Annotated in this window: 17 protein-coding genes and 1 tRNA gene; all 18 read right to left on the minus strand. The window is 37.5% G+C overall.

All coding sequences use genetic code 11. From position 1 onward, the window contains the following. Positions 1 to 43 precede the first annotated feature (43 nt). Positions 44 to 3,865, minus strand: coding sequence for a DNA-directed RNA polymerase subunit beta (gene rpoB / locus KIK00_RS12505; RefSeq protein WP_047425671.1), 3,822 nt, complete (start codon positions 3,863 to 3,865; stop codon positions 44 to 46). Positions 3,866 to 4,305: 440 nt separating this feature from the next. Continuing rightward, positions 4,306 to 6,903, minus strand: a complete 2,598-nt coding sequence (locus KIK00_RS12510) for a T9SS type A sorting domain-containing protein (protein ID WP_255812738.1) — start codon at positions 6,901 to 6,903, stop codon at positions 4,306 to 4,308. A gap of 39 nt (positions 6,904 to 6,942) precedes the next feature. Beyond that, positions 6,943 to 8,076, minus strand: coding sequence for a hypothetical protein (locus tag KIK00_RS12515; protein ID WP_255812739.1), 1,134 nt, complete (start codon positions 8,074 to 8,076; stop codon positions 6,943 to 6,945). A gap of 119 nt (positions 8,077 to 8,195) precedes the next feature. Next, positions 8,196 to 8,702: a hypothetical protein gene (locus KIK00_RS12520; RefSeq protein WP_255812740.1), complete on the minus strand. Its 507-nt coding sequence runs from the start codon at positions 8,700 to 8,702 to the stop codon at positions 8,196 to 8,198. 275 nt (positions 8,703 to 8,977) lie between these two features. Beyond that, a complete protein-coding gene (gene rplL, locus KIK00_RS12525) occupies positions 8,978 to 9,343 on the minus strand; it encodes a 50S ribosomal protein L7/L12 (protein WP_007845452.1) in 366 nt (121 codons plus the stop codon). Between the two features lie 46 nt (positions 9,344 to 9,389). Then, the gene (rplJ, locus tag KIK00_RS12530; protein WP_047379247.1) at positions 9,390 to 9,977 is read right to left on the minus strand and encodes a 50S ribosomal protein L10; all 588 of its coding nucleotides are present in this window, start codon (positions 9,975 to 9,977) and stop codon (positions 9,390 to 9,392) included. Between the two features lie 17 nt (positions 9,978 to 9,994). After that, a complete protein-coding gene (rplA, locus tag KIK00_RS12535) occupies positions 9,995 to 10,687 on the minus strand; it encodes a 50S ribosomal protein L1 (RefSeq protein WP_047099699.1) in 693 nt (230 codons plus the stop codon). A gap of 11 nt (positions 10,688 to 10,698) precedes the next feature. Next, the gene (gene rplK, locus KIK00_RS12540) at positions 10,699 to 11,142 is read right to left on the minus strand and encodes a 50S ribosomal protein L11 (protein ID WP_047379251.1); all 444 of its coding nucleotides are present in this window, start codon (positions 11,140 to 11,142) and stop codon (positions 10,699 to 10,701) included. A 324-nt stretch (positions 11,143 to 11,466) separates the two neighbouring features. Then, the gene (locus tag KIK00_RS12545; protein WP_255812741.1) at positions 11,467 to 12,135 is read right to left on the minus strand and encodes a hypothetical protein; all 669 of its coding nucleotides are present in this window, start codon (positions 12,133 to 12,135) and stop codon (positions 11,467 to 11,469) included. 7 nt (positions 12,136 to 12,142) lie between these two features. Then, the gene (locus KIK00_RS12550) at positions 12,143 to 12,790 is read right to left on the minus strand and encodes a hypothetical protein (protein WP_255812742.1); all 648 of its coding nucleotides are present in this window, start codon (positions 12,788 to 12,790) and stop codon (positions 12,143 to 12,145) included. Positions 12,791 to 12,801: 11 nt separating this feature from the next. Further along, a complete protein-coding gene (locus KIK00_RS12555) occupies positions 12,802 to 13,422 on the minus strand; it encodes a hypothetical protein (RefSeq protein WP_255812743.1) in 621 nt (206 codons plus the stop codon). Positions 13,423 to 13,802: 380 nt separating this feature from the next. Next, positions 13,803 to 14,345, minus strand: a complete 543-nt coding sequence (gene nusG / locus KIK00_RS12560; RefSeq protein ID WP_047379257.1) for a transcription termination/antitermination protein NusG — start codon at positions 14,343 to 14,345, stop codon at positions 13,803 to 13,805. Positions 14,346 to 14,364: 19 nt separating this feature from the next. After that, a complete protein-coding gene (gene secE, locus KIK00_RS12565) occupies positions 14,365 to 14,571 on the minus strand; it encodes a preprotein translocase subunit SecE (RefSeq protein ID WP_045501119.1) in 207 nt (68 codons plus the stop codon). Positions 14,572 to 14,583: 12 nt separating this feature from the next. Next, positions 14,584 to 14,654, minus strand: a tRNA-Trp gene (locus KIK00_RS12570). 53 nt (positions 14,655 to 14,707) lie between these two features. Next, positions 14,708 to 15,919 (minus strand): elongation factor Tu, encoded by a 1,212-nt coding sequence (gene tuf, locus KIK00_RS12575; RefSeq protein WP_034687396.1) that lies wholly within the window; start codon positions 15,917 to 15,919, stop codon positions 14,708 to 14,710. 253 nt (positions 15,920 to 16,172) lie between these two features. Further along, positions 16,173 to 19,271, minus strand: a complete 3,099-nt coding sequence (locus tag KIK00_RS12580) for an efflux RND transporter permease subunit (protein ID WP_255812744.1) — start codon at positions 19,269 to 19,271, stop codon at positions 16,173 to 16,175. 70 nt (positions 19,272 to 19,341) lie between these two features. Next, positions 19,342 to 20,427: an efflux RND transporter periplasmic adaptor subunit gene (locus KIK00_RS12585; protein WP_255812745.1), complete on the minus strand. Its 1,086-nt coding sequence runs from the start codon at positions 20,425 to 20,427 to the stop codon at positions 19,342 to 19,344. A gap of 4 nt (positions 20,428 to 20,431) precedes the next feature. Next, positions 20,432 to 21,673, minus strand: coding sequence for a TolC family protein (locus KIK00_RS12590; protein ID WP_255812746.1), 1,242 nt, complete (start codon positions 21,671 to 21,673; stop codon positions 20,432 to 20,434). Between the last annotated feature and the right edge of the window lie 151 nt (positions 21,674 to 21,824).

The following is a 21,824-nucleotide window of genomic DNA, read 5'->3' on the forward strand; positions in this document are numbered from 1 at the left end:
AGAATTCTGAACTGGTTCAAAATTCAATAGGCAAAATTTAAAATTATTCCTCAAGTCTTACATCAAGTCCAAGTCCTTGTAACTCGTGAAGTAATACATTGAATGATTCCGGAATACCTGGTTCAGGCATAGATTCACCTTTTGCAATTGCTTCATAAGTTTTTGCTCTACCAATCACGTCATCCGACTTCACAGTCAAGATTTCTCTCAAGATATTGGATGCACCGAATGCTTCAAGTGCCCAAACCTCCATCTCTCCGAATCTCTGCCCTCCGAACTGAGCTTTACCTCCTAACGGCTGCTGAGTAATCAATGAGTAAGGTCCAATAGAACGTGCGTGCATCTTATCATCAACCATGTGTCCTAGTTTCAACATGTAAATGATACCTACTGTCGCAGCCTGAGTAAATCTTTCTCCGGTACCACCATCATAAAGGTGAGTGTGACCGAATTTAGGAAGACCTGCTTTCTCTGTATATTCAGTAATCTGATCAAGAGTTGCTCCGTCAAAGATTGGTGTAGCGAACTTCATTCCCAGCTTCTGACCAGCCCATCCAAGAACTGTTTCATAGATCTGACCGATGTTCATACGAGAAGGTACCCCTAGTGGATTCAATACGATATCTACTGGTGTTCCATCCTCTAAGAACGGCATATCTTCTTCACGAACGATTCTTGAAACGATACCTTTGTTACCGTGACGTCCTGCCATCTTATCTCCTACATTCAGTTTACGTTTCTTAGCGATGTAAACTTTAGCCAACTTCATAATCCCTGCTGGAAGCTCATCTCCGATTGAAATAGCAAATTTCTCACGGTTTTTAACTCCTTGGATGTCGTTATATTTGATTTTGTAATTGTGAATTAATTGTTTGATCAATTCATTCTTGTCAGCGTCTACTGTCCAGTCTGCACCACTAACATTTACATAATCTTCAACTGAAGTTAATAGCTTGTGAGTAAATTTCACACCTTTACCGATGATTTCTTCATCAAGGTCATTTTGTACCCCTTGAGAAGTTTTACCGCTTACCAGTGTATTTAATTTTTCAATTAAAGTATTTCTCAACTCATCAAATTTAGCCTTGTAAGTGTTTTCAATTTCTTCAAGTCTAAGTTTTTCTTCAGTTCTTTTCTTTTTGTCTTTAATGTTTCTAGAGAACAATTTTTTGTTGATAACAACTCCTCTTAATGAAGAGTCAGCTTTTAATGATGCATCTTTTACATCACCAGCTTTATCACCGAAGATTGCTCTAAGAAGTTTTTCTTCAGGAGTCGGGTCAGATTCACCTTTTGGAGTAATTTTACCAATCATGATATCTCCAGGCTTCACTTCTGCACCGATTCTGATCATACCGTTCTCGTCAAGATCTTTGGTAGCTTCTTCAGATACGTTTGGAATATCTGCTGTAAGCTCTTCCATACCTAATTTGGTATCACGAACTTCAAGAGAATACTCATCTACGTGGATTGAAGTAAACCAGTCTTCACGTACAACTTTTTCGTTGATTACGATTGCATCCTCAAAGTTGTACCCTTTCCAAGGCATGAACGCTACTACTAAGTTTCTACCAAGAGCTAATTCTCCTTTTTCGGTAGCATAACCGTCGCAAAGTACTTGTCCTTTCTCCACTACATCACCTACTCTTACGTTTGGTCTTAGGGTAATAGTTGTACTCTGGTTGGTTTTTCTGAACTTAGTAAGTTTGTATGTTTTAGTAGCAGACTCGAATTGTACTAAATCTTCGTCTTCGCTTCTTTCATATTTAATAACGATTCTGTCAGCATCTACGTACTCTACAGTACCTGTACCTTCAGCGTTAATTAAGATTCTTGAATCTCTTGCAACTTGCTGCTCAAGCCCTGTACCAACGATTGGAGCCTGTGGCTTCAATAGAGGAACGGCCTGACGCATCATGTTAGATCCCATCAATGCACGGTTCGCATCATCATGCTCCAAGAAAGGAATCAATGAAGCGGAAATACCTGAGATCTGGTTTGGAGCTACATCGATAAGGTTAACCTGAGCAGGCTCAACTACCGGATAGTCACCATCCAATCTTGCAATAATTCTGTCTGTTAAGAAGTCTCCGTTATCACTCAATTCAACGTTTGCCTGAGCAATTACTTTATCTTCTTCATCTTCTGCATTTAAGTAAATAGGATCAGCGTTAAGGTCAATCTTACCACCTTCTACTTTTCTATATGGAGTTTCGATGAAACCTAGGTTATTGATTTTCGCATAGATCCCTAGAGATGAAATCAAACCGATGTTTGGTCCTTCCGGAGTTTCAATCGGACAAATTCTTCCGTAGTGAGTATGGTGAACGTCACGAACCTCGAAACCTGCTCTTTCTCTTGATAAACCACCAGGCCCTAGTGCAGATAATCTTCTCTTGTGAGTGATCTCTGATAACGGGTTGGTCTGGTCCATGAACTGAGAAAGCTGGTTGGTACCGAAGAATGAGTTGATTACAGATGTTAATGTCTTAGCATTTACAAGGTCAAGCGGAGTAAAGATTTCGTTATCTCTAACGTTCATTCTTTCCTTGATTGTTCTTGCAATTCTTGAAAGACCTACACCGAACTGTCCTGCTAATTGCTCACCAACAGTTTTAATTCTTCTGTTTGATAAGTGGTCAATATCATCAACCTCAGCTTTAGAGTTTACAAGTTCGATCAAATGTCTTACGATAGCAATGATATCTTCTTTTGTAAGAACCTCAGTTGTTGTAGGAATGTTAAGACCTAACTTTTTGTTCAATCTGTAACGTCCAACTTCACCTAAAGAGTATCTCTGCTCAGAGAAGAATAATTTTTCAATGATTCCTCTTGCCGTTTCCTCATCTGGTGGATCTGCGTTTCTTAACTGACGATAAATATACTCTACCGCTTCTTTTTCAGAGTTAGTAGGGTCTTTTTGTAATGTATTCTGGATGATAGAGAATTCATTACTGTTTTCTTTGTGAATCAGGATTGATTTCACACCAGCATCCAGGATAAGATCTAAATGTTCTTTTTCAAGGATTGTTTCTCTATCCAAGATGATCTCGTTTCTTTCAATAGAAACTACTTCACCTGTATCTTCGTCTACGAAATCTTCGAACCAAGTGTTCAATACTCTCGCAGCCAATGTTCTCCCTTCCACTTTTTTAAGGGCAGCTTTAGAAACTTTCACTTCTTCCGCAAGGTCGAAGATCTGAAGGATATCTTTATCAGATTCGTATCCGATAGCTCTTAATAAAGTTGTTAATGGTAATTTTTTCTTACGGTCGATATACGCGTACATTACGCTGTTGATATCAGTTGTAAATTCCATCCAAGATCCTTTGAAAGGGATAATTCTTGAATAATATAATTTGGTCCCATTCGCGTGGTAAGTCTGTCCGAAGAATACACCAGGTGAACGGTGAAGCTGCGTAACGATAACTCTCTCAGCACCGTTGATGATGAAAGAACCACTTGGCGTCATATAAGGAACCGGACCTAAATATACATCCTGAACCACAGTTTGGAAATCTTCGTGTTCCGGGTCAGTACAATACAATTTAAGTCTAGCTTTTAGAGGAACTGAATAAGTAAGTCCTCTTTCCACACACTCATCAATTGAATAACGTGGAGAATCTACCAGATAGTCTAGGAATTCTAATACGAATTGGTTTCTTGAATCCGTAATTGGGAAATTCTCTTGGAAAGTCTTGTAAAGAGCTTCTGTCTTTCTGGCTTCAGGAAGTGTATCAAGCTGGAAAAATTCTCTGAAAGACTCAATTTGGATATCCAAAAAGTCCGGAGTGATGATTTTTCCTTTCGCTGATGAGAAATTAATTCTCGGATTTCCTTGAGTTGTTGATTTTGTTTTACTCATAAAACTTTTAAGAAAGGGTTAAAAAATATTTTGATTCATTAAAAAATATCAGAAAAGAACAAGAAACAAGGTAAAAGTAAAAGGTAAAAGTGTTTTTGGCGCTCACAGAAGACCTTAGGACTCTTTTAACTATGCACTTGGCTCTTTCTAACTGCAACACTGGTATATCTTTTCACAGTGTAATGCAAAATATTTTTATTACTTTTGAGGCAGCATTACCGCAATATCTACACATACGAAATCCCTTCCACGTTTTCACAATGAAAGAGTTGATTTTCAGTATTTTATAAATTTACAAACAATTTTTCGCGCCAAAAGAGGGGCAAATATACAAAAAAACATCCACAATAACAAATAAAACACCTCATTTCGAGGCTCTTAAAACAAGAGAGGCTGCCCAAATATGAGCAACCCCTCTACAACACAAGCTAATCTTATGATTATTTCACAATAACCTTATAAGATTTTATTTTTGATTTGGTTTCTATTTTAATGATATAAACCCCTGTAGGAAGTGAAGACGTATCAATACCGGTATTGGCATTCAGTTTATCTGTCCTAATGATCTGTCCCTGTGCTGAGAACAGTGTATATACTCCTTCTTCTGCGGATGTGATTCTAAGATTTTCTCCTGCTTTTACAGGGTTTGGATATACTTTCACATCATTTGCTGCATCTGCAATTTCTGTAGCTGTGATTTTCGCAGCAGTTTTGGAAGCATTTTTCAGCAATGAAGCATAAGGTGAAAGTGGTGAATCCGGTGAACCTCTTTTCACAAGGTCTGTATCTACTACAGCCTGAATACCGTCTTTGTCTTTATCGTTAATCGTAGAGATGAATCCACCTCCTAATGTATCGAGGTTCTCTTTTCCGATCTTATAAAGGTCAAGATCCGAACCATTGGAAGTAATATCCAGGAAGTCAGGTTTATCATCTCCATCTGTATTTTTAATTGCATATTTCAATACTCCTGAGTCCGGTGAAGTTTCCAGAATATCAGCAATACCGTTTTTACCTACCGGAACATTTGTATCAATAACTCCGTTGTGATCTGCATCAATCTGATTGATTACTGATAACGGAATTCCTGATTCAAACAGATCTAAGATACCATCGTTATCAGAATCAAGGTCCAGATAATTTGGAACAGAATCTCCCAATACCGGCGTTAACAGAATATCTCCTTCATTATCATCATCCTGAAACTTGCCATTTTTATCAAAATCTTCTGCCACATCAAGAATACCATCGTTATCAGAATCCAGATCACAGGCATCCACAATACCATCTCCATCAGTATCCAGTGCAGGAGATTTGTCATTCACTTCAGTACAGCCTTCTGCACAGTCAGGAATTCCGTTTCCGTTATTATCTATGCTGTCATCACCTCCAGGGCAACTGTCGAAACAGTTTGGAACACCATCGTTATCATCATCTCTGCTCGCGAAAGCGTTATAGATATAATAATTTTGAGGAATACGAACGGCCGTTCCGCTATTGAATGTAATTTTAATGCGGTTAAAAGGCTTTGTAGCTTTTCCTCCTACATAGAATTTATTTGAGTTCGTTGTGAAGAAGTTTCCACTGATTAGACTTCCTGAACTTGTAAAGGTATCTGTCAAGATATTTCCATTGTATAATGTCACGGTGATATTTTCCAGAACACTTACTCCAAGAAGGTTTCCTGCTTTTTCTACAGTGAATCCAGCCATCGTATTGACAGGAAGCACAGCAGTACTGCTTACCGTTGCAAATGCTGAAAAAACACTAAGAAAGGATGCCGCTGGAACCGTAGCCGTTGCATAATTAGACGGATTATTATCAACAATAGCTTCCGGATTCGTCATCTTCGCTAAAATAAGACCAAGAAATCCCGGACCTGATGTCCATGAAGTTCCGGTTACCAAATTTCCGGGAACAGCAGAACCACTGGTCTGGATTTTATCATCACATTCGCAAGAAACAGGCTCCTCAAAAGCATAGTATACTTTTAAAGCTCCTAAATTAAATCCTACTGTCTGGGTAATTTTTAATCGTACTTCATTGAAAGGCTTTGTGGTCGTTAATGTAATTTTCTGTTTTCCTGAACCAAATCCTAATACTTTAATATTAATCAGACCTCCTCCGTCAGACAGCTGCTTTGAATCCTGAAGCTGGCCATAAAGATAAGTTTCTATTGTAATATTTTTTAAAAACTCAGCACTTAACAGTTTCCCCTGATCATCCGGTTCTATAACAAACCCTGTTCTGTTACCCGCAGGATAAATCTGGTTTTTGTCAAGAACTCCAACTGAATAAGATCCCAGCAATCCGATCGGAAGAACTATTGATCCGTAAGAGTTTTTATTTCCATCACCAATTCTTTCTTTATTCTGAACATAAGAAAGCGGAGCCAGGAAACTGCTGCTTCCGGATACGTTTCCGTCAACACCGCCTCCTGCAATGATATCATCACAAATACCATTATTATCTGTAGGTACTTTTGCGGGATCAAATGCAAATGCATAGTACACATTCATAGCACTGAATATGGAAAGGACATTGGTTTGGTACAGTCTTACTTCATCAAATTCTTTTGAAGTTTTAAAATGCAGGAATATCCTGTTCTTACTTCCTCCGAATGCCGGTACTGATAAAAGTGTACTGCTGGTAGTTGTCTCCTGAAGAATACCATTTTTATAAGTACTGATTCGCAGAGAACTCAAAAGATCAACAGTAATAAAGCTCGTTCCAAGATCTACATTGAATCCGGTAATATATCCCGCAGGATAGGTTGTATTTTTATTTTTTACAGAGATACCGTTCCCACTTAACAGGGAAGCAAAATTCCCCATGCTTACGCTGTTATCAAGGCTTGCATCTACCACAGGATTCATGCTTCCGTTATAACATGCTAGACAAATCCCTGAATTGTTGACAGGTTTTGCCTCTACACCCATCCCACGGATTGGTTCATAGCCCTGCTGCGCAAATACTCCTACCGACATCATCAATGTCATAAGCATCGCAGCTAACTTTTCGAATAATTTTCTGGTCATTTTATATTTTTTTAAGGTTTGTGTTTATTTTTTATTGAATTAGTAAAGGGCTTTCCAATTGGTTCCATTACAGCCCTCATGTGCTTTAGTGGTTGTATTATATCGAATTGCACCTTCTTCAGCTGATGTACATGTTGCATTGGCACCCGAAGCGATTCCCTTCATCTGTATAGCAGCACCTGTAGATGTAGCTGCAGTAGGAGCCATATTGATTCCTAATATGGTATCTGTTCCATTACTTTTATTGAAGAAAACATGCTCTTTGTTAGCATAAACCATTTGTCCCGCAGCTGCCTGACCAGAAAATCCTATTGCAAAAGCTTCTGTACCAGTAGCAGTATTTGCAGATCCAACAGCGATATTGTTCAATGATGTTGTATTTCCGCTTCCGATAGCAATCCCACCACTGTTGATGTGATTATTCCCAACAGTAAGTCCCGTAAGTCCTGTTACGGTATTAAGATTTCCAAAAACCAGGTTATTGGCACCTGTAGCGTTATTATTATTTCCTATTACTTTAGCTCCATTATTTGCTGTATTGTTTAATCCAATGGCTACAGCGAGAAAATTACCCTGTGCAGAGACTGAGTTATCTTTTCCTAATGCAATATTTGAAGAGGTACTGTTTGTAAGAATATTATTGGATCCCCAAGTAAATGAAGCATAAGGACCTGTTGCAGAATTGGAATTTCCACCTTGTAGTGTTCCATTAGTATCTAATATTCCTTTTACGTTTTTCTGAGTAGCCAGAACCAAATTCTGACCGTCATTTGTTCCTAAATAATTTCCGCTTCCAATATTTGTTCCTAGGGTTGCTGTTGCTGCTGTTGTACCGGCATTTCCTACTGTACGCCAGCTTCCACTTAAGCTTCCCCATCTGGTTCCATCAAAATAATAATACCCTGGTGAAACAACATCAACGGTCTGCCCGGAAGGTGCAGCTTCAACCGAGGTTACATATACTATTGCTCCTGTTTGGGCTGTAGTATAGTTTTTAGCTTTTAATTGTACACCTGTAAGCCTTGGAGCAATCACGCCATCATGTTTACCGGCATTGGAAGGTGATCCTACTATGTCAAAGGTAGCCTGAGCTTGTTCGGTATTAATCCCTACCTGTGCTAATGCTGGCAAACCTAATGATAAAAGAGCGATGGTGAATAATCTGTTTTTCATGTCTAATGATATTTGCTGTTTTTTATATATGTGTTTTTTTAAAAGGACAATTCTCAGGCATTCTCACTCAAATAATAAATGAAATAACAGATAGTACTGTAAGAAAGCGCATAAAATTGTTAGAAGTATTTGGAGATGATAGAATGGATTAATTTATCAGGGATCTTGATAATAAACTTAAAGCCATCAACGAGTTTAAAAGGATTGATATAGAACTTTCGGACTTCATTAAATGTCAGGAAAATATATTCCTTACAGATAGAGTATGAATAAGCCCATTTACTCCATCCAGCGACAAATTTTATGTCTCTAAAAAGGAATGATTGAAGATCATTATTATTAAAAATAGAAAAATTGTATTGTTGGCTATTGCAATAGAATGCAAAGGTTTCAATTTGAACAGCAGACAATTTGTTTGCAGCTGCCACTTCATTTCCTTCTTCAGACAGATGAACTGAAACATCAGCTAAGCATCGTTGTGGCTGATTATTTATAGCTGAACAATATGGTAATTCAGTTTTACTTATTGTGACAGGTATAAACTCAGCGTTTAATTTTCCTACGGCCGCGAGAAGCAACAAAAGTGTAATCTTGTGACTGTAAGAAAGAAAATAATTTCTATCCAAGTTATGTTGTGTTTTTTCGGTACAAATATAATATATTTTCAATAAAAACAACACTTTTATAATAAAAAACCAAACAAAATAAATAAATTAAAAAATAAAAACAAAATATCATGCTAATTTTTATCAAATAAGCAACCATATTAAAATACAATAAAGAAAGAATTAATAATATTCAAATACTGTTATAAAATAAAACACACATTTACAAAGACTTACATACAAAAAAAAGAACCCGGGCATTTGCCCGGGTTCCTATATTTATAATAAAATTGAAATTATTTCAATTCTACTTCAGCACCAGCTTCTTCTAATTGCTTCTTAAGAGCTTCAGCTTCGTCTTTAGAGATACCAGTTTTGATTGGAGCAGGAGCACCATCTACGATATCTTTAGCTTCTTTAAGACCAGCACCAGTTAAATCTTTTACTAATTTAACGATAGCTAATTTAGAAGCACCTGCAGACTTAAGAATTACGTCGAATTCAGTTTTTTCTTCAGCAGCTTCACCACCACCTGCAGCAACTACTACAGCAGCAGCAGCTGGCTCAATTCCGTACTCATCCTTAAGGATAGTTGCTAATTCGTTTACGTCTTTTACTGTTAAGTTTACTAGCGTTTCAGCTAAATTTTTTAAATCTGACATTGTTGTAATGTTTTTGTTGATTATTTATTTAATTTCTTGAGTGTAATTATTCAGCACTTGTTTCTTCAGTGCTTTCTGCAGCAGCTTCCGGAGCTTCAGCAGGAGTTTCTTCTACAGCAGGAGCAGCAGCTTCTTCAGCTTTAGCTTCTACAGTTTCAGGTTTGTTTTGAAGAGCAGAAACAACTCTTTGAATTGGAGATTGAAGTAATCCGATGATTTCTCCGATCATTTCTTCTCTAGACTTGATGTTAGCAAGTGCAGATAAGTTTTCGTCTCCAACGTAGAAAGTTTCTTGAACAAAAGCAGACTTTAAAGCAGGCTTTTCTTCTTTCTTTCTGAACCCTTGGATTAATTTTGCTGGACCGTTTGCAGTCTCAGAAATCATTAATGCAGAGTTTCCTTTAAAAGTCTGGAACATTTCAGAGTAATCTACTCCTTCAATCTGCTCCATTGCTTTTTGTAAAAGTGTATTTTTTACCACTTTCACTTTGATATTTTGTTTGAAAGCCTGTCTTCTGAATTCTGAAGACTTCGCAGCGTTCAAACCGTCTAGATCTGCTACGTATACTACTTTTGCATCCTGAAGCAAGTCTTTGATCTCTTGTATTGCTACAACTTTTTGGTCTTTTGTCATTGTCTTAAGGATTTATATTAGTTAACAGATTTAGTATCGATTGCAATACCAGGGCTCATTGTAGAAGACAAATAAATGCTTTTTACATACGTTCCTTTAGCAGCAGTTGGCTTCATTTTGATCAATGTAGAGATCAATTCCTGCGCATTTTCTTTGATTTTAGCAGCATCGAAAGATACTTTACCAATACCAGCGTGGATGATACCATACTTGTCTACTTTGAAATCAATTTTACCTGCTTTCACTTCAGTTACTGCTTTACCAATTTCCATTGTTACAGTTCCTGATTTAGGGTTTGGCATTAAACCTCTTGGACCTAATACTCTACCTAATGGACCTAATTTACCCATTACAGCTGGCATAGTAACGATAACGTCAACATCTGTCCAACCTTCTTTGATTTTTTGTAAATATTCGTCAAGACCTACATAGTCAGCACCAGCAGCTTTAGCTTCTGCTTCTTTATCTGGAGTTACAAGAGCTAATACTTTAACATCTTTACCAGTACCGTGAGGAAGAGATACAACACCTCTTACCATTTGGTTTGCTTTTCTTGGGTCTACACCTAATCTTACAGCGATATCTACAGAAGCATCAAACTTTGTAGTGTTCACCTCCTTTACAAGAGCTGAACCTTCTTCAAGGTTATAGATTCTTCCTTTTTCTACTTTGCTTAAAGCTTCCTTTTGCTTTTTTGTTAATTTTGCCATTTCTTTAAGTTTTAAGCGTTAGTTGGTTTAGTTCCTGTTACTCTTAATCCCATAGATCTAGCAGTACCTGCAACCATAGAAAGTGCAGAGTCTGTTGTAAAACAGTTAAGATCCGCCATTTTATCTTCAGCGATTTTCTTTACTTGTTCCCAAGTTACAGAACCTACTTTGTTTCTGTTTGGTTCACCAGAACCTCCCTTGATTTTAGCTGCATCCATTAACTGGATTGCTGCAGGTGGAGTTTTAATAACGAATTCAAAAGATTTGTCTTCGTATACTGTAATTACTACAGGTAAAACTTGCCCTGGCTTATCTTGGGTTCTTCCGTTAAATTGCTTACAAAACTCCATGATGTTCACACCTGCAGAACCCAATGCTGGACCTACTGGTGGAGAAGGGTTAGCTGCGCCACCTTTCACCTGAAGCTTTACCATTTTAAAGACTTTCTTAGCCATTGTTTGTTTTTTAAATTTGAATAATTAATGAGTTTGGAAGCATTTATTATTCAGCAGGTTATGCACTCACATAACAATAAACCTACTTTTTGGACTGCAAAAGTATAAAATATTTTTGAAATAGCAAACGGAAATTGCTGATTTTTAAAAAGTTTTAAAAAATAATTGAAATAAAGAATTATTTTTTTCCAGACAGCTTTTGCAGCATCTTTTTTCGTGAGGATTTTGAAATATAACCCAAAGACACCTCCAATTACTTCCACCCGATTAAAAAAAGAAGGACAGATATCTGTCCTTCTTTTTATTTATAGAATCAAAAACGTACTAAAAACCTGATGGTTTGGTAATCGTTTGGGTAGAACCATTATTCCCTCCAAGATCAGCATTAACATCACTGATATTTTGTTTTGTAATCAGCCTTCTGTAAGCCATCAGATAAAGATCTACCGTAAAATTATTGTAACTTCTTGATGGATTGGATGAATTCACAGCAATAATTCTACTGTCTGTAAATCTTGCTCTTATATGCCATGTCCCGTTACTTTTGAAAGCAACAACATCAGGTGATCCCTGTTTGTTGTCATTAATACCGTTATCGCCATAATCAAGCATCACATTGGTATTCCCGTCATTCAGTTTGAAAGAATAGTTATGAAGTACAACCAAAAAATTATTTGCATCAATTTTGGTATCATAATCCGAAATTCCTGTACCTGATACTCCAGTAAGAGTAAGCTTAAGGTAATTGAACAGTCCGCTGCTTTCCAAAGCAGGATCATACAATTGTAAACCATTCTGCGAAGTTGCTAAAAAGCTCCCCCCTGTCATGGTAGGTTCTCCAGGATTTCTCAGATATAAAGAATTTGTATATGTTTTCCCGTTAACGTCAAGTGTCTCTGTGGGATTAGCAGTATTCACTCCTACTTTTCCTTTCTGGGCATTCAAAAATATCCCCAGACACAAGATTATTGTGATATAAATTTTTCCTTTCATAGTTTTTTTATTGAAGCCCTAGAGGCGTATTGGTTGATACTCCTGAATAAGCCGGTGAAGCAGATGCTGAAACTGAACCATTGAAAGTTCCCCAATCTTTAACTAGTGATTTTTCAAAGACATTCAGGGTAAGAGTCCATGTTCCATTTTGTGATGAAACGGTACCAGCTCCTTTAAAACTTAAATTAATCGCATGATAATTTTTACCTCCACTTGCTATCTGAGTAACTTCAGTAGAATAAGAGCCAAATGATTTTGGGCTGGTCGTCGTATTAGCTGCTGAAACCGCTCCTGTAAAAACAGCACCTGTAATTGCCACTACATATTTACTTACATCTAATCCTGTATTGAGATTTACAACTTCATCCTGTCTCACATTTTTCAATACAATATTATACATATTTACAGGGGCTACATTACGGAGCGATATATCCAACAGCTTTACCTTACCTACCGGTGAAGTATCTTTTGAACGAGTAAGAAGAAGATAGTTTCCGCTTGCCTTCGTATTTTCAGTATCTATTAAGTAGGACTCTACCAATGTTTCTCCTTCAACATCGAGAGTTCCTTTGGGTGTATTAGTGTTAATTCCAACTTGTGCATTAATGCTTAAAGCAGCAAAACCCGTAAAGAGTATCGCAATAATTTTTTTCATAAGTGTTTGTTTTATTGAATTAATGGAGCTGCAGCAGCACCAGTTGTTGAAGCATTAAGACTTTGTGTAGAATTAAAATCTTTGGCATATGACCTGTCAAATACCAGTAAATTCAGTGTCCAAACTCCTGTAGGAAAAGAGGCATCCGGAGAAAACCCCTGATAATCTGCTTTAAGCTTCCATGTTCCTCCTGCAGAATAAGCAAAAATCTGAGGTACCGGTGTAAGCCAATCTGCAGAAAAAGTTCTTGTAGGCTGTGTAAATCCAAAGGAAGAAATTACCACCAAAAATTTACTAGAATTGATCTTTGTGTCAAATTGATTTACCCAATCCTTGTCTGAAGGATCACAGGTAATTTTAAATTGAACAAGATTAATCGGTGCCGGAGAATTGGGTACAAAGGAATCGTTGTACGCTGTAATTTTGTTTTCCGGAGCTGGAGATTTGATAATGAAAGTGTAATTCTCATCTGCTTTCAGTTTCTCCAGGGGTTGCTTGAAAACAACTCCTGATGTCTTCATTGTACCGTTCACGGTAAGTTCTTTTTCCGGGTTCGCAGTATTGATACCAACCTGCGCACTTGCGAGTACGGAAGTACCCACCAGAATGACCATCGAAATAATTTTTGTCATTGGGTTATGTGTTTATATAAGGCTTGTGTTTTGAATAGCTAATCGAAACTTTACATTTTTTAGTTAAAAACATAGAATTTTCATACGCCTGTAAACAGTGTATGAAATAAAAACATAAAATTTTATGGATTAGTTAACAGCTTGGTTGCAAGAACTATGCCAGCTGAAAATAAATTAAAGAATTCATAAGACTTTAATTAAGAAAAAATTCTAAAGAGGTAGTAATTACATTGAAGTAAAGTCCTTCTTAGAAGCAACCAACAGGATATCTGTGCTTGAAAATACTACTGAACAACAGCAATATTTTTTTAAAATCAAATTTCTAGAAAAAGCAAAAAGACTGCTTAATAGCAGTCTTTTTATATTTTTATAAGTAATTGTTATACTTTTTCTACTTGCATGTAGCTCAGTTCCATTGGAGTTTTTCTACCGAAGATCAATACAGAAACTTCAATTTTCTTTTTGTCTTCAAGAATTTTCTCAACTGTACCATTGAATCCGTTGAAAGGTCCATCGATTACTTTAACGTTTTCACCTACTACATAAGGAATTTCAACATCGCTTGCAAATTCTGAAAGTTCATCCATTCTTCCAAGCATTCTGTTAACCTCAGATTTTCTCATTGGAACAGGATCTCCTCCTTTAGTTAAACTTAAGAAAGAAATAACTCCGGGAATATTCTTGATAACGTGAGGAATCTCTCCCATCAGGTCAGCTTCAATCATCAAGTATCCAGGGTAATAAGGTCTCTCTTTAGGAACTTTTTTTCCGTTTCTAATTTGAATAACCTTTTCCATAGGAATAACCACTTGAGTAACGTACTGATCAAACCCTAGACGTTTGATTTCTGTCTCAATATAGTTTTTCACTTTATTTTCCTGTCCGCTGATTGCTTTCAGCACATACCATTTCAATTCGCTCATTATGGGAAAATACTTTTAATTAATTGAACAAGTTGATTAGCATTCCTATGATGTTGCTGATTGATTTAGAAAACAATTCATCAACTCCAAAAGTGAACAATGCCAGAATCACTGTCGCAATAGTCACTACAATAGTAGATGACTGAAGGTCAGCCCACTTTGGCCATTCAACTTTATGTCTGAATTCGTTATAAGAACCTTTTAAAAAATCGACAAATGAACTCATAATTTATATTTGCACGGGCACAAGGATTCGAACCCTGATCAACGGTTTTGGAGACCGGTATCCTACCATTGGACGATGCCCGTAGATAAAAGCTTCCGAGAGTTTCCTTTCGGAAGCTTTATTTATTTTAAGATAATTAGTCTAAGATTTCAGTAACCTGACCTGAACCAACTGTTCTACCTCCTTCTCTGATCGCAAATCTAAGACCTACGTTAAGAGCGATTGGTTGTAACAATTCTACAGTGATCTCTAAGTTATCACCAGGCATTACCATTTCTACACCTTCTGGTAAGAAGATTTCACCTGTAACGTCAGTAGTTCTTACGTAGAACTGAGGACGGTATTTGTTGTGGAATGGAGTGTGACGTCCACCTTCTTCTTTAGAAAGGATATAAACAGAAGCTTTGAATTTTTTGTGTGGCTTAACTGAATCTTTCTTAGCGATAACCATACCTCTCTTGATGTCAGTTTTTTCAATACCTCTCAACAATAGACCTACGTTATCTCCAGCTTCACCTCTATCTAGGATCTTTCTGAACATTTCAACTCCTGTAATAGTAGAAGTTAATTTCTCGTCACCCATACCTACGATATCAACTGGATCACCAGTGTTGATAACACCAGCCTCGATTCTACCAGTTGCTACAGTACCTCTACCTGTAATAGAGAATACGTCTTCGATTGGCATCAAGAATGGCTTTTCAGTATCTCTTGGTGGTTGCTCGATCCAAGTATCAACAGCATCCATCAATTCTTCAACGCTCTTGAACCACTTATCTTCTGTGTTAGCAGGAGATGCAGTAGCTGCAGTAAGAGCTCCTAATGCAGAACCTTGAATTACTGGAGAGTTATCTCCGTCAAATTCGTAAGTAGATAGTAAGTCTCTAAGCTCCATTTCAACAAGCTCTAATAACTCTGGATCATCTACCATGTCAACTTTGTTCATGAAAACAACGATTCTTGGTACGTTTACCTGACGGCAAAGTAGGATATGTTCTCTAGTCTGAGGCATTGGACCGTCAGTTGCAGCACATACTACGATAGCTCCATCCATTTGAGCAGCACCAGTTACCATGTTCTTAACATAGTCGGCGTGACCTGGACAGTCAACGTGAGCATAGTGTCTTTTTTCAGTTTCGTATTCGATGTGAGCAGTATTGATAGTAATACCTCTTTCTTTTTCTTCTGGAGCAGAGTCAATTGCAGAGAAGTCTTTTTTCTCAGCAAGACCTTTGCTAGCTAATACAGCAGAAATAGCAGCTGTAAGAGTAGTTTTACCATGGTCAACGTGACCAATAGTACCAATGTTCAAGTGTGGTTTGTTACGATTAAACGTTTCCTTTGCCATGATTTAAAATTATTTATTTATTGTTTTTCAAATTTTCGGTGTGCAAATATAATGAATTTTTAAATACCAAAAACTTTTTATTAAAAAAACTTTCAATATTCTCATCCAGTGAAGGACAAACCTTATATTTAACGTATTGAGACTGCAAATTTACACAATTTTCCGAATTGAAAAAAACTTTCTGAAACCTTTTATTAAAAAGCCTGAAATACAGAATATTCCAGGCTCAATTAATATATAAATGAAAGAAAAATCACATCTGGCTGAGCTTTTTTGTCCGGTTGAATATCCAGAAAATAATTGGAAAAATAAGCAGTGTAAGCACGGTAGCGGTAATCAGCCCTCCAATAATGACAATGGCCAGAGGTTTTTGAGATTCCGACCCGATTCCCGTAGACAATGCTGCCGGCATCAATCCGATAGAGGCCATAAGCGCTGTCATAATTACGGGTCTTGTTCTGGATTTTACCCCATTTAATATCGCAGAGTCTATATCAAGACCGTCTTTCACATTCTGATGAAATTCTGTGATAAGAATCACTCCGTTCTGGATACAAATTCCCAGAAGAGCAATCATACCTACTCCGGCAGAGATTCCAAAATTGATTCCGGTAACATGCAATGCGATGATTCCCCCTATTAAAGCAAAAGGAACGTTGGCCAATACAAGAAGGGAATCTTTCATATTTCCAAACAGGATAAACAACAGGAAGAAAATCATCAGAATACTCACGGGTACTACCTGTGCCAATCTGTGAGAGGCTCGCTGCTGATTTTCAAACTGACCGGTCCATCCCACAGAATAACCGTCCGGAAGTTCAATAGTTTCAACTTTTTTCTGGGCATCGGCAATTGTGCTTCCCAAATCTCTATCACGGATTGAGAATTTAACCCCAATATACCGCTTGATATTATCCCGATAAATAAATGCAGCTCCGTTATCTTTAACGATGGTACTTATTTCTTTTAAAGGAATCTTTGCTCCATCCTGTGTAGGAACCATCAAAGCTGCAATATCGTTTTCATTGGTCCTGTATTCCTGAGAATAGCGCAGACGGATCGGGAATTTCCTTTCGCCATCAAACATTTCTGAAGCCGTTTTCCCACCAAAAGCCATCTCCAATACGGCCTGTGCATCTGCCGGCATTACACCGTAAGCCGCCATTTTATCTCTGTCCAGTACAACACTTACTTCCGGCTGGCCGATATTTTTAATAATTCCAGGGTCTTTTACCCCTTCTACATCTTTAATTTTTAATAAAACTTCATTGGCTATTTTATCCAGAGTTTCCAGATTATCACCATAGATTTTGATTCCGTTTTCGGCTTTAAAACCTGCTACTGCTTCAGCTACATTATCCGAAATCGGCTGGGAATAGTTGAAGGTAATTCCTTGGTAACTTCTGAGCTTTTTATCAATTTCATTAATCAACTCATCATAGGTAATCTTACGCTTCCATTCTTCCCTTGGCTTAAGGTTAACAGCAAACTGTACGAATCCAAATCCATTAGGGTCTGTCCCATCATTACTTCTCCCCGTCTGTGCAAGAACGTCTGTAACTTCTGAAAAGCTCATAATGTCTTTCTTTAAAAGGTCCGCTGTTTTCAGAGATTCTTTTAATGAGGAACTCATTGGCATTTCGGCCGTAATCCAAAGTGAACCTTCATTCAACTGAGGCAGGAATTCTGTTCCCAAAAATTTACCGGAAAATAAAGTGACCGCCAGGAATGAGATGGCAACGATCATACTCATTTTTTTATGCTTAAATGTTAAATTAAAGCCTTTCAAAACGATTCTATCCCAGAAATTAACAAATGGATTATTTTTTTCTCTTACATTTTTATTTAAAAGGATATGTGAAAGAACAGGAACCAATGTTAATGTAAATATTAATGCACCAATTAATGCAAACCCTAATGTAAAAGCCAAAGGAGAGAACATCTTTCCTTCTACTTTCTGAAATGAGAAAATAGGAATCAGGGAGGTAATGATGATTAATTTTGAAAAGAAGATCGCTTTTCCTAATCCGGTTCCAGTCTGTTTGATCCAGCCTCCTTTTGCGAGTTTATTAAACTTCTCCATTCCATACCGTTTCGCTTTATGATCCAACATTACAAAGAGACCTTCTACCATGACGACGGCTCCGTCTATGATAATCCCAAAGTCAACTGCTCCTAATGAAAGCAGGTTGGCGCTCATTCCAGCCAGCTTTAAACATAAAAATGCAAAGAGTAAGGATAGAGGAATGATGATGGAGACTATTAATGTTGTTCTCCAGTCGGCCATAAAGATTAAAACGATTACCGTTACCAGTACAATTCCTTCGATAAGGTTATGCATTACGGTATGAGTGGTAAAATCCATCAGATTGTCACGATCATAGAAAGTAACCATTTTGACATCTTTTGGAAGTATCTTTTCGTTAAGTTCTTTAATTTTAGCCTTCACTCCAACTAAAACCTCCCTTGGGTTCTCTCCTTTTCTCATCACCACAATTCCTTCCACCGTATCATCGTGATGGTTCAGGGCAGCTTGTCCTACTCTAGGCATAGAGCTTTCATGAACTTCTGCTACATTTTTTACCAGAACAGGGTTTCCGCTGTCATTCTGAATAGTAATATTTCCGATATCGGCTACTGACTTCACCAAACCTATCCCCCTTACTACATAGGCTTGGCCATTTTTTTCAATGACATCACCTCCTACATTCAGGTTACTTTTGGTGACAGCATCATATACCTGAAGTGGAGTAAGGTTGTATTTATCCAATGCTCTTGGGTCTATACTTAATTCAAAAACTTTATCCTGACCTCCGAAAACATTGATATCCGCTACACCTGGGACACCTCTTAAAGCACGGTCTATGACCCAATTTTGCAGAGTAAGTAATGCTCTCGAATCTTTTGTTTTACTTTCCAGCGTATATCTGAAAATCTCACCGGTTGGCCCGTAGGGCGGCTGTACTTCCGGATCTACCTCATCAGGAAGGCTAATAGTTCTTAATTGGTTGTTGACCTGATTTCTGGCAAAAGTATCGTCCACCCCATCGTCAAACAGAATTTTAACAATAGAAAGTCCAAACATTGTGGTGCTTCTCACACTTGTTTTTTTCTGAACCGGGCTCATCGCCAATTCGATAGGTGTAGTGACAAAACGTTCTACTTCTTCTGCACTACGCCCATTCCACTGAGTAATGATTACAATCTGAGTATTGGTAACATCCGGGAAAGCTTCAATAGGCATATTTTTGAAACTTATAAAACCGGAGATAGCTAAAATCGCTACCCAGATAAAGGTAAATGCTTTATTTTTTAATGAAAAAGCGATTATATTTTTTATGAATTTATTCATGATAGATAAATTGATGACCTAAAAAAGCCGTTAAAGAAAAATATCAATATTCTTAATGGTTTAATTAAGACTAACTGTTCAGTGAACGGTATATCAGCAGCTGGTTGTTGGTAATCACTTCCTCTCCTTCTTTCAGCCCGTCTGCAATATAGGTGACATCTCCTACCTGCTTTAAGACTTTAATTTCTCTGACCTTCACATCTGTTCTGGATTTAAAAATCACTACAAAGCTTTTGTTATCATCAAAAATCACTGCTTTGGACGGAACAGTCAGCATAGTACTGCTTTCCAGGCTGGAAACTTTTATAGTTGCTTTACTGTCCGGAATGAGAAGTCCATTGGCATTATCCAATACCACTCTTGCCTGCATAGCGTTGGTCTGCGGATCAATAATCTTGAATATTTTATCAATTTTCCCGTCAAAAACCTTATCCGGATAAGACAGAGTAGATACCTGAGCTTTCATTCCCAGACTGATTTTATCAATATCCGATTCGTTGACATTCATAATTGCCCACACGTTGGTAGTATTGGCAACATCAAAGATATTATCACTTCTGTCACTTCTCAGCTGCATATCTTTATTGATACTTTTCTGAACAATATAACCGTTAATGGGTGCTACTACACTGTATATATTTCCGGTTTTCACATTATAAACCGTACTTACTGCTGCAGCTCTCTGCAACTGATCTTCGGCTTTTTGTAACTGGCTTTTTGCTTCCAGGACATCTCTTTCCGTATTTAGTTTTCCTTCGTACAGCTCCTTCGCAACCCGAAGATTATTTTTTGCCACTACCAGATCTGTTTTTGCATCACTTACATCCTTTTGAATTTCTGCAAGCTCGGTGCTTCTGATGGTTGCCAGCACCTGCCCTTTTTTCACATAGTCTCCCAGTTCTACATTTACACTCATCACATTTCCTCCTACCAACGGATAAACATCTATATAGCTGTTTTTGTCTGCAGATATCTTTCCGTAGAAGCTATATTCATCTTCTATATTCTTTTTTTCAACTTTTGCCAAAGAAATTGAATTCAGCATTGTGTTGCTCAGCTCGAATCCTTTTTTAGCGTGATTGGTTTTCTCTTCCTCTTTTTTTGAACAGGCCAATAATGAAAGGACCATTAATACGGAGATAATATATGTTTTCATGATTTTAATAGAAGATTTTCGTTTGTACTAATTGATTAAGCTGTTCTGCTGACTGCATGATCTCATTTTTCATATCATAGATCTGAAGGGCCGTTTCCCTATAACTATCCATAAAGTCTGTGAATTCAATCAGGTTGACATTTCCTTTTCTGAAATTGTTCAGCATTCCGTTGTATACAAGATCCATATTCTGCAGATCTGTAGTTTTAATGTCCAAAAGCTGATCATACTGAGCTTTCCATGTTTTATAAGCAGATTGAACTTTCGTCTCCAGGGTCAGTTTCTGGAAGTCAGCATTTTTCTGATTCTGCTGAATAGCATAGTTTGCTTTTACCACATTTCCCTGGTTCGCTTTCCATAAGGGTAAAGGAATTCCTAAGGTAAGGTTTGCTTCATTATTAAAAGTTCCGCCTGCCTGATCCCATGAAGCGCCTACTGTCACATCCGGTACATTCAGGGATTTCTGCCATTGTGCATATAACTTGCTGTTATCAATGAGTTTCAGATTGTATCGGTAATCAGCATTATTTTCCAGCGCTTTGCTTTTCAGTTCTTCTTCATCACCGAATGGCTGTGCTGCCAGTGATTCTTTAGCTTCAGATTCAGACATCGTAGGTTCTATTTCCTCCGAAACGCCTGTTAAAACTTTTAGATTCTGTTCAAAATCCAGAATATTTTTATTGATCTCAAGTTTATCATGATTCAGCTGGATCACAATACTCTGTAACCTTACAGCATCTTTAAGCGAAACGTTCCCTTTTGCAGACTGTACACGATAAGCGTTTAAAAGATCATTCATATAACCTAACTGCTTATTGGTGTTTTCCAGTTTTAGCTTTTCGTAATAAAGGTTGAAGTAGGCAGAACGAAGCTGAGATCTTAAATCAGCCAGCAGTTGGGAAAACTGAAGTTGTGCAAGTTCTTTATTGGATTTGGCAAAAGCAATTTCATTTTTCTTTTTCCCACCCATATAGATCAATTGAGTAACTCCTGCTCCTTTTGAGTGTCCTACATCAAAAATCTTTTTATCCTGGGGATTATAAGCATTGAACTGTCCGCTTAGTTGTGGTAACTCCCAGATTTTAGCCTGCAGAATATCTGCATCAGCCATATTGATGTTGTATTGTTCGGCGAGCAGCTGGAGGTTGTTCTTCTGAAAGGCTTCTTCGCAATCCAAAAGAGACATCTGCTGTTGTGCTGCCATGAATGAGGAAACGGCGAGACACAGCACTGCAATTCTGTTCATTGTTTTTCTTTTTAAATTACAAAATTGCTCTGATGCTATTAAAAGAAACTTAAATGACGCTTAAAATAAAATTAAAATCTCCTTATACAGGCCGTTTCAAAGAAAAAAGCAACAATTGAACAGATATTTTATTCTCCAAAAGTTGAATTTT

This window comes from Chryseobacterium sp. MA9 (assembly GCF_024399315.1).
Classification (GTDB): domain Bacteria; phylum Bacteroidota; class Bacteroidia; order Flavobacteriales; family Weeksellaceae; genus Chryseobacterium.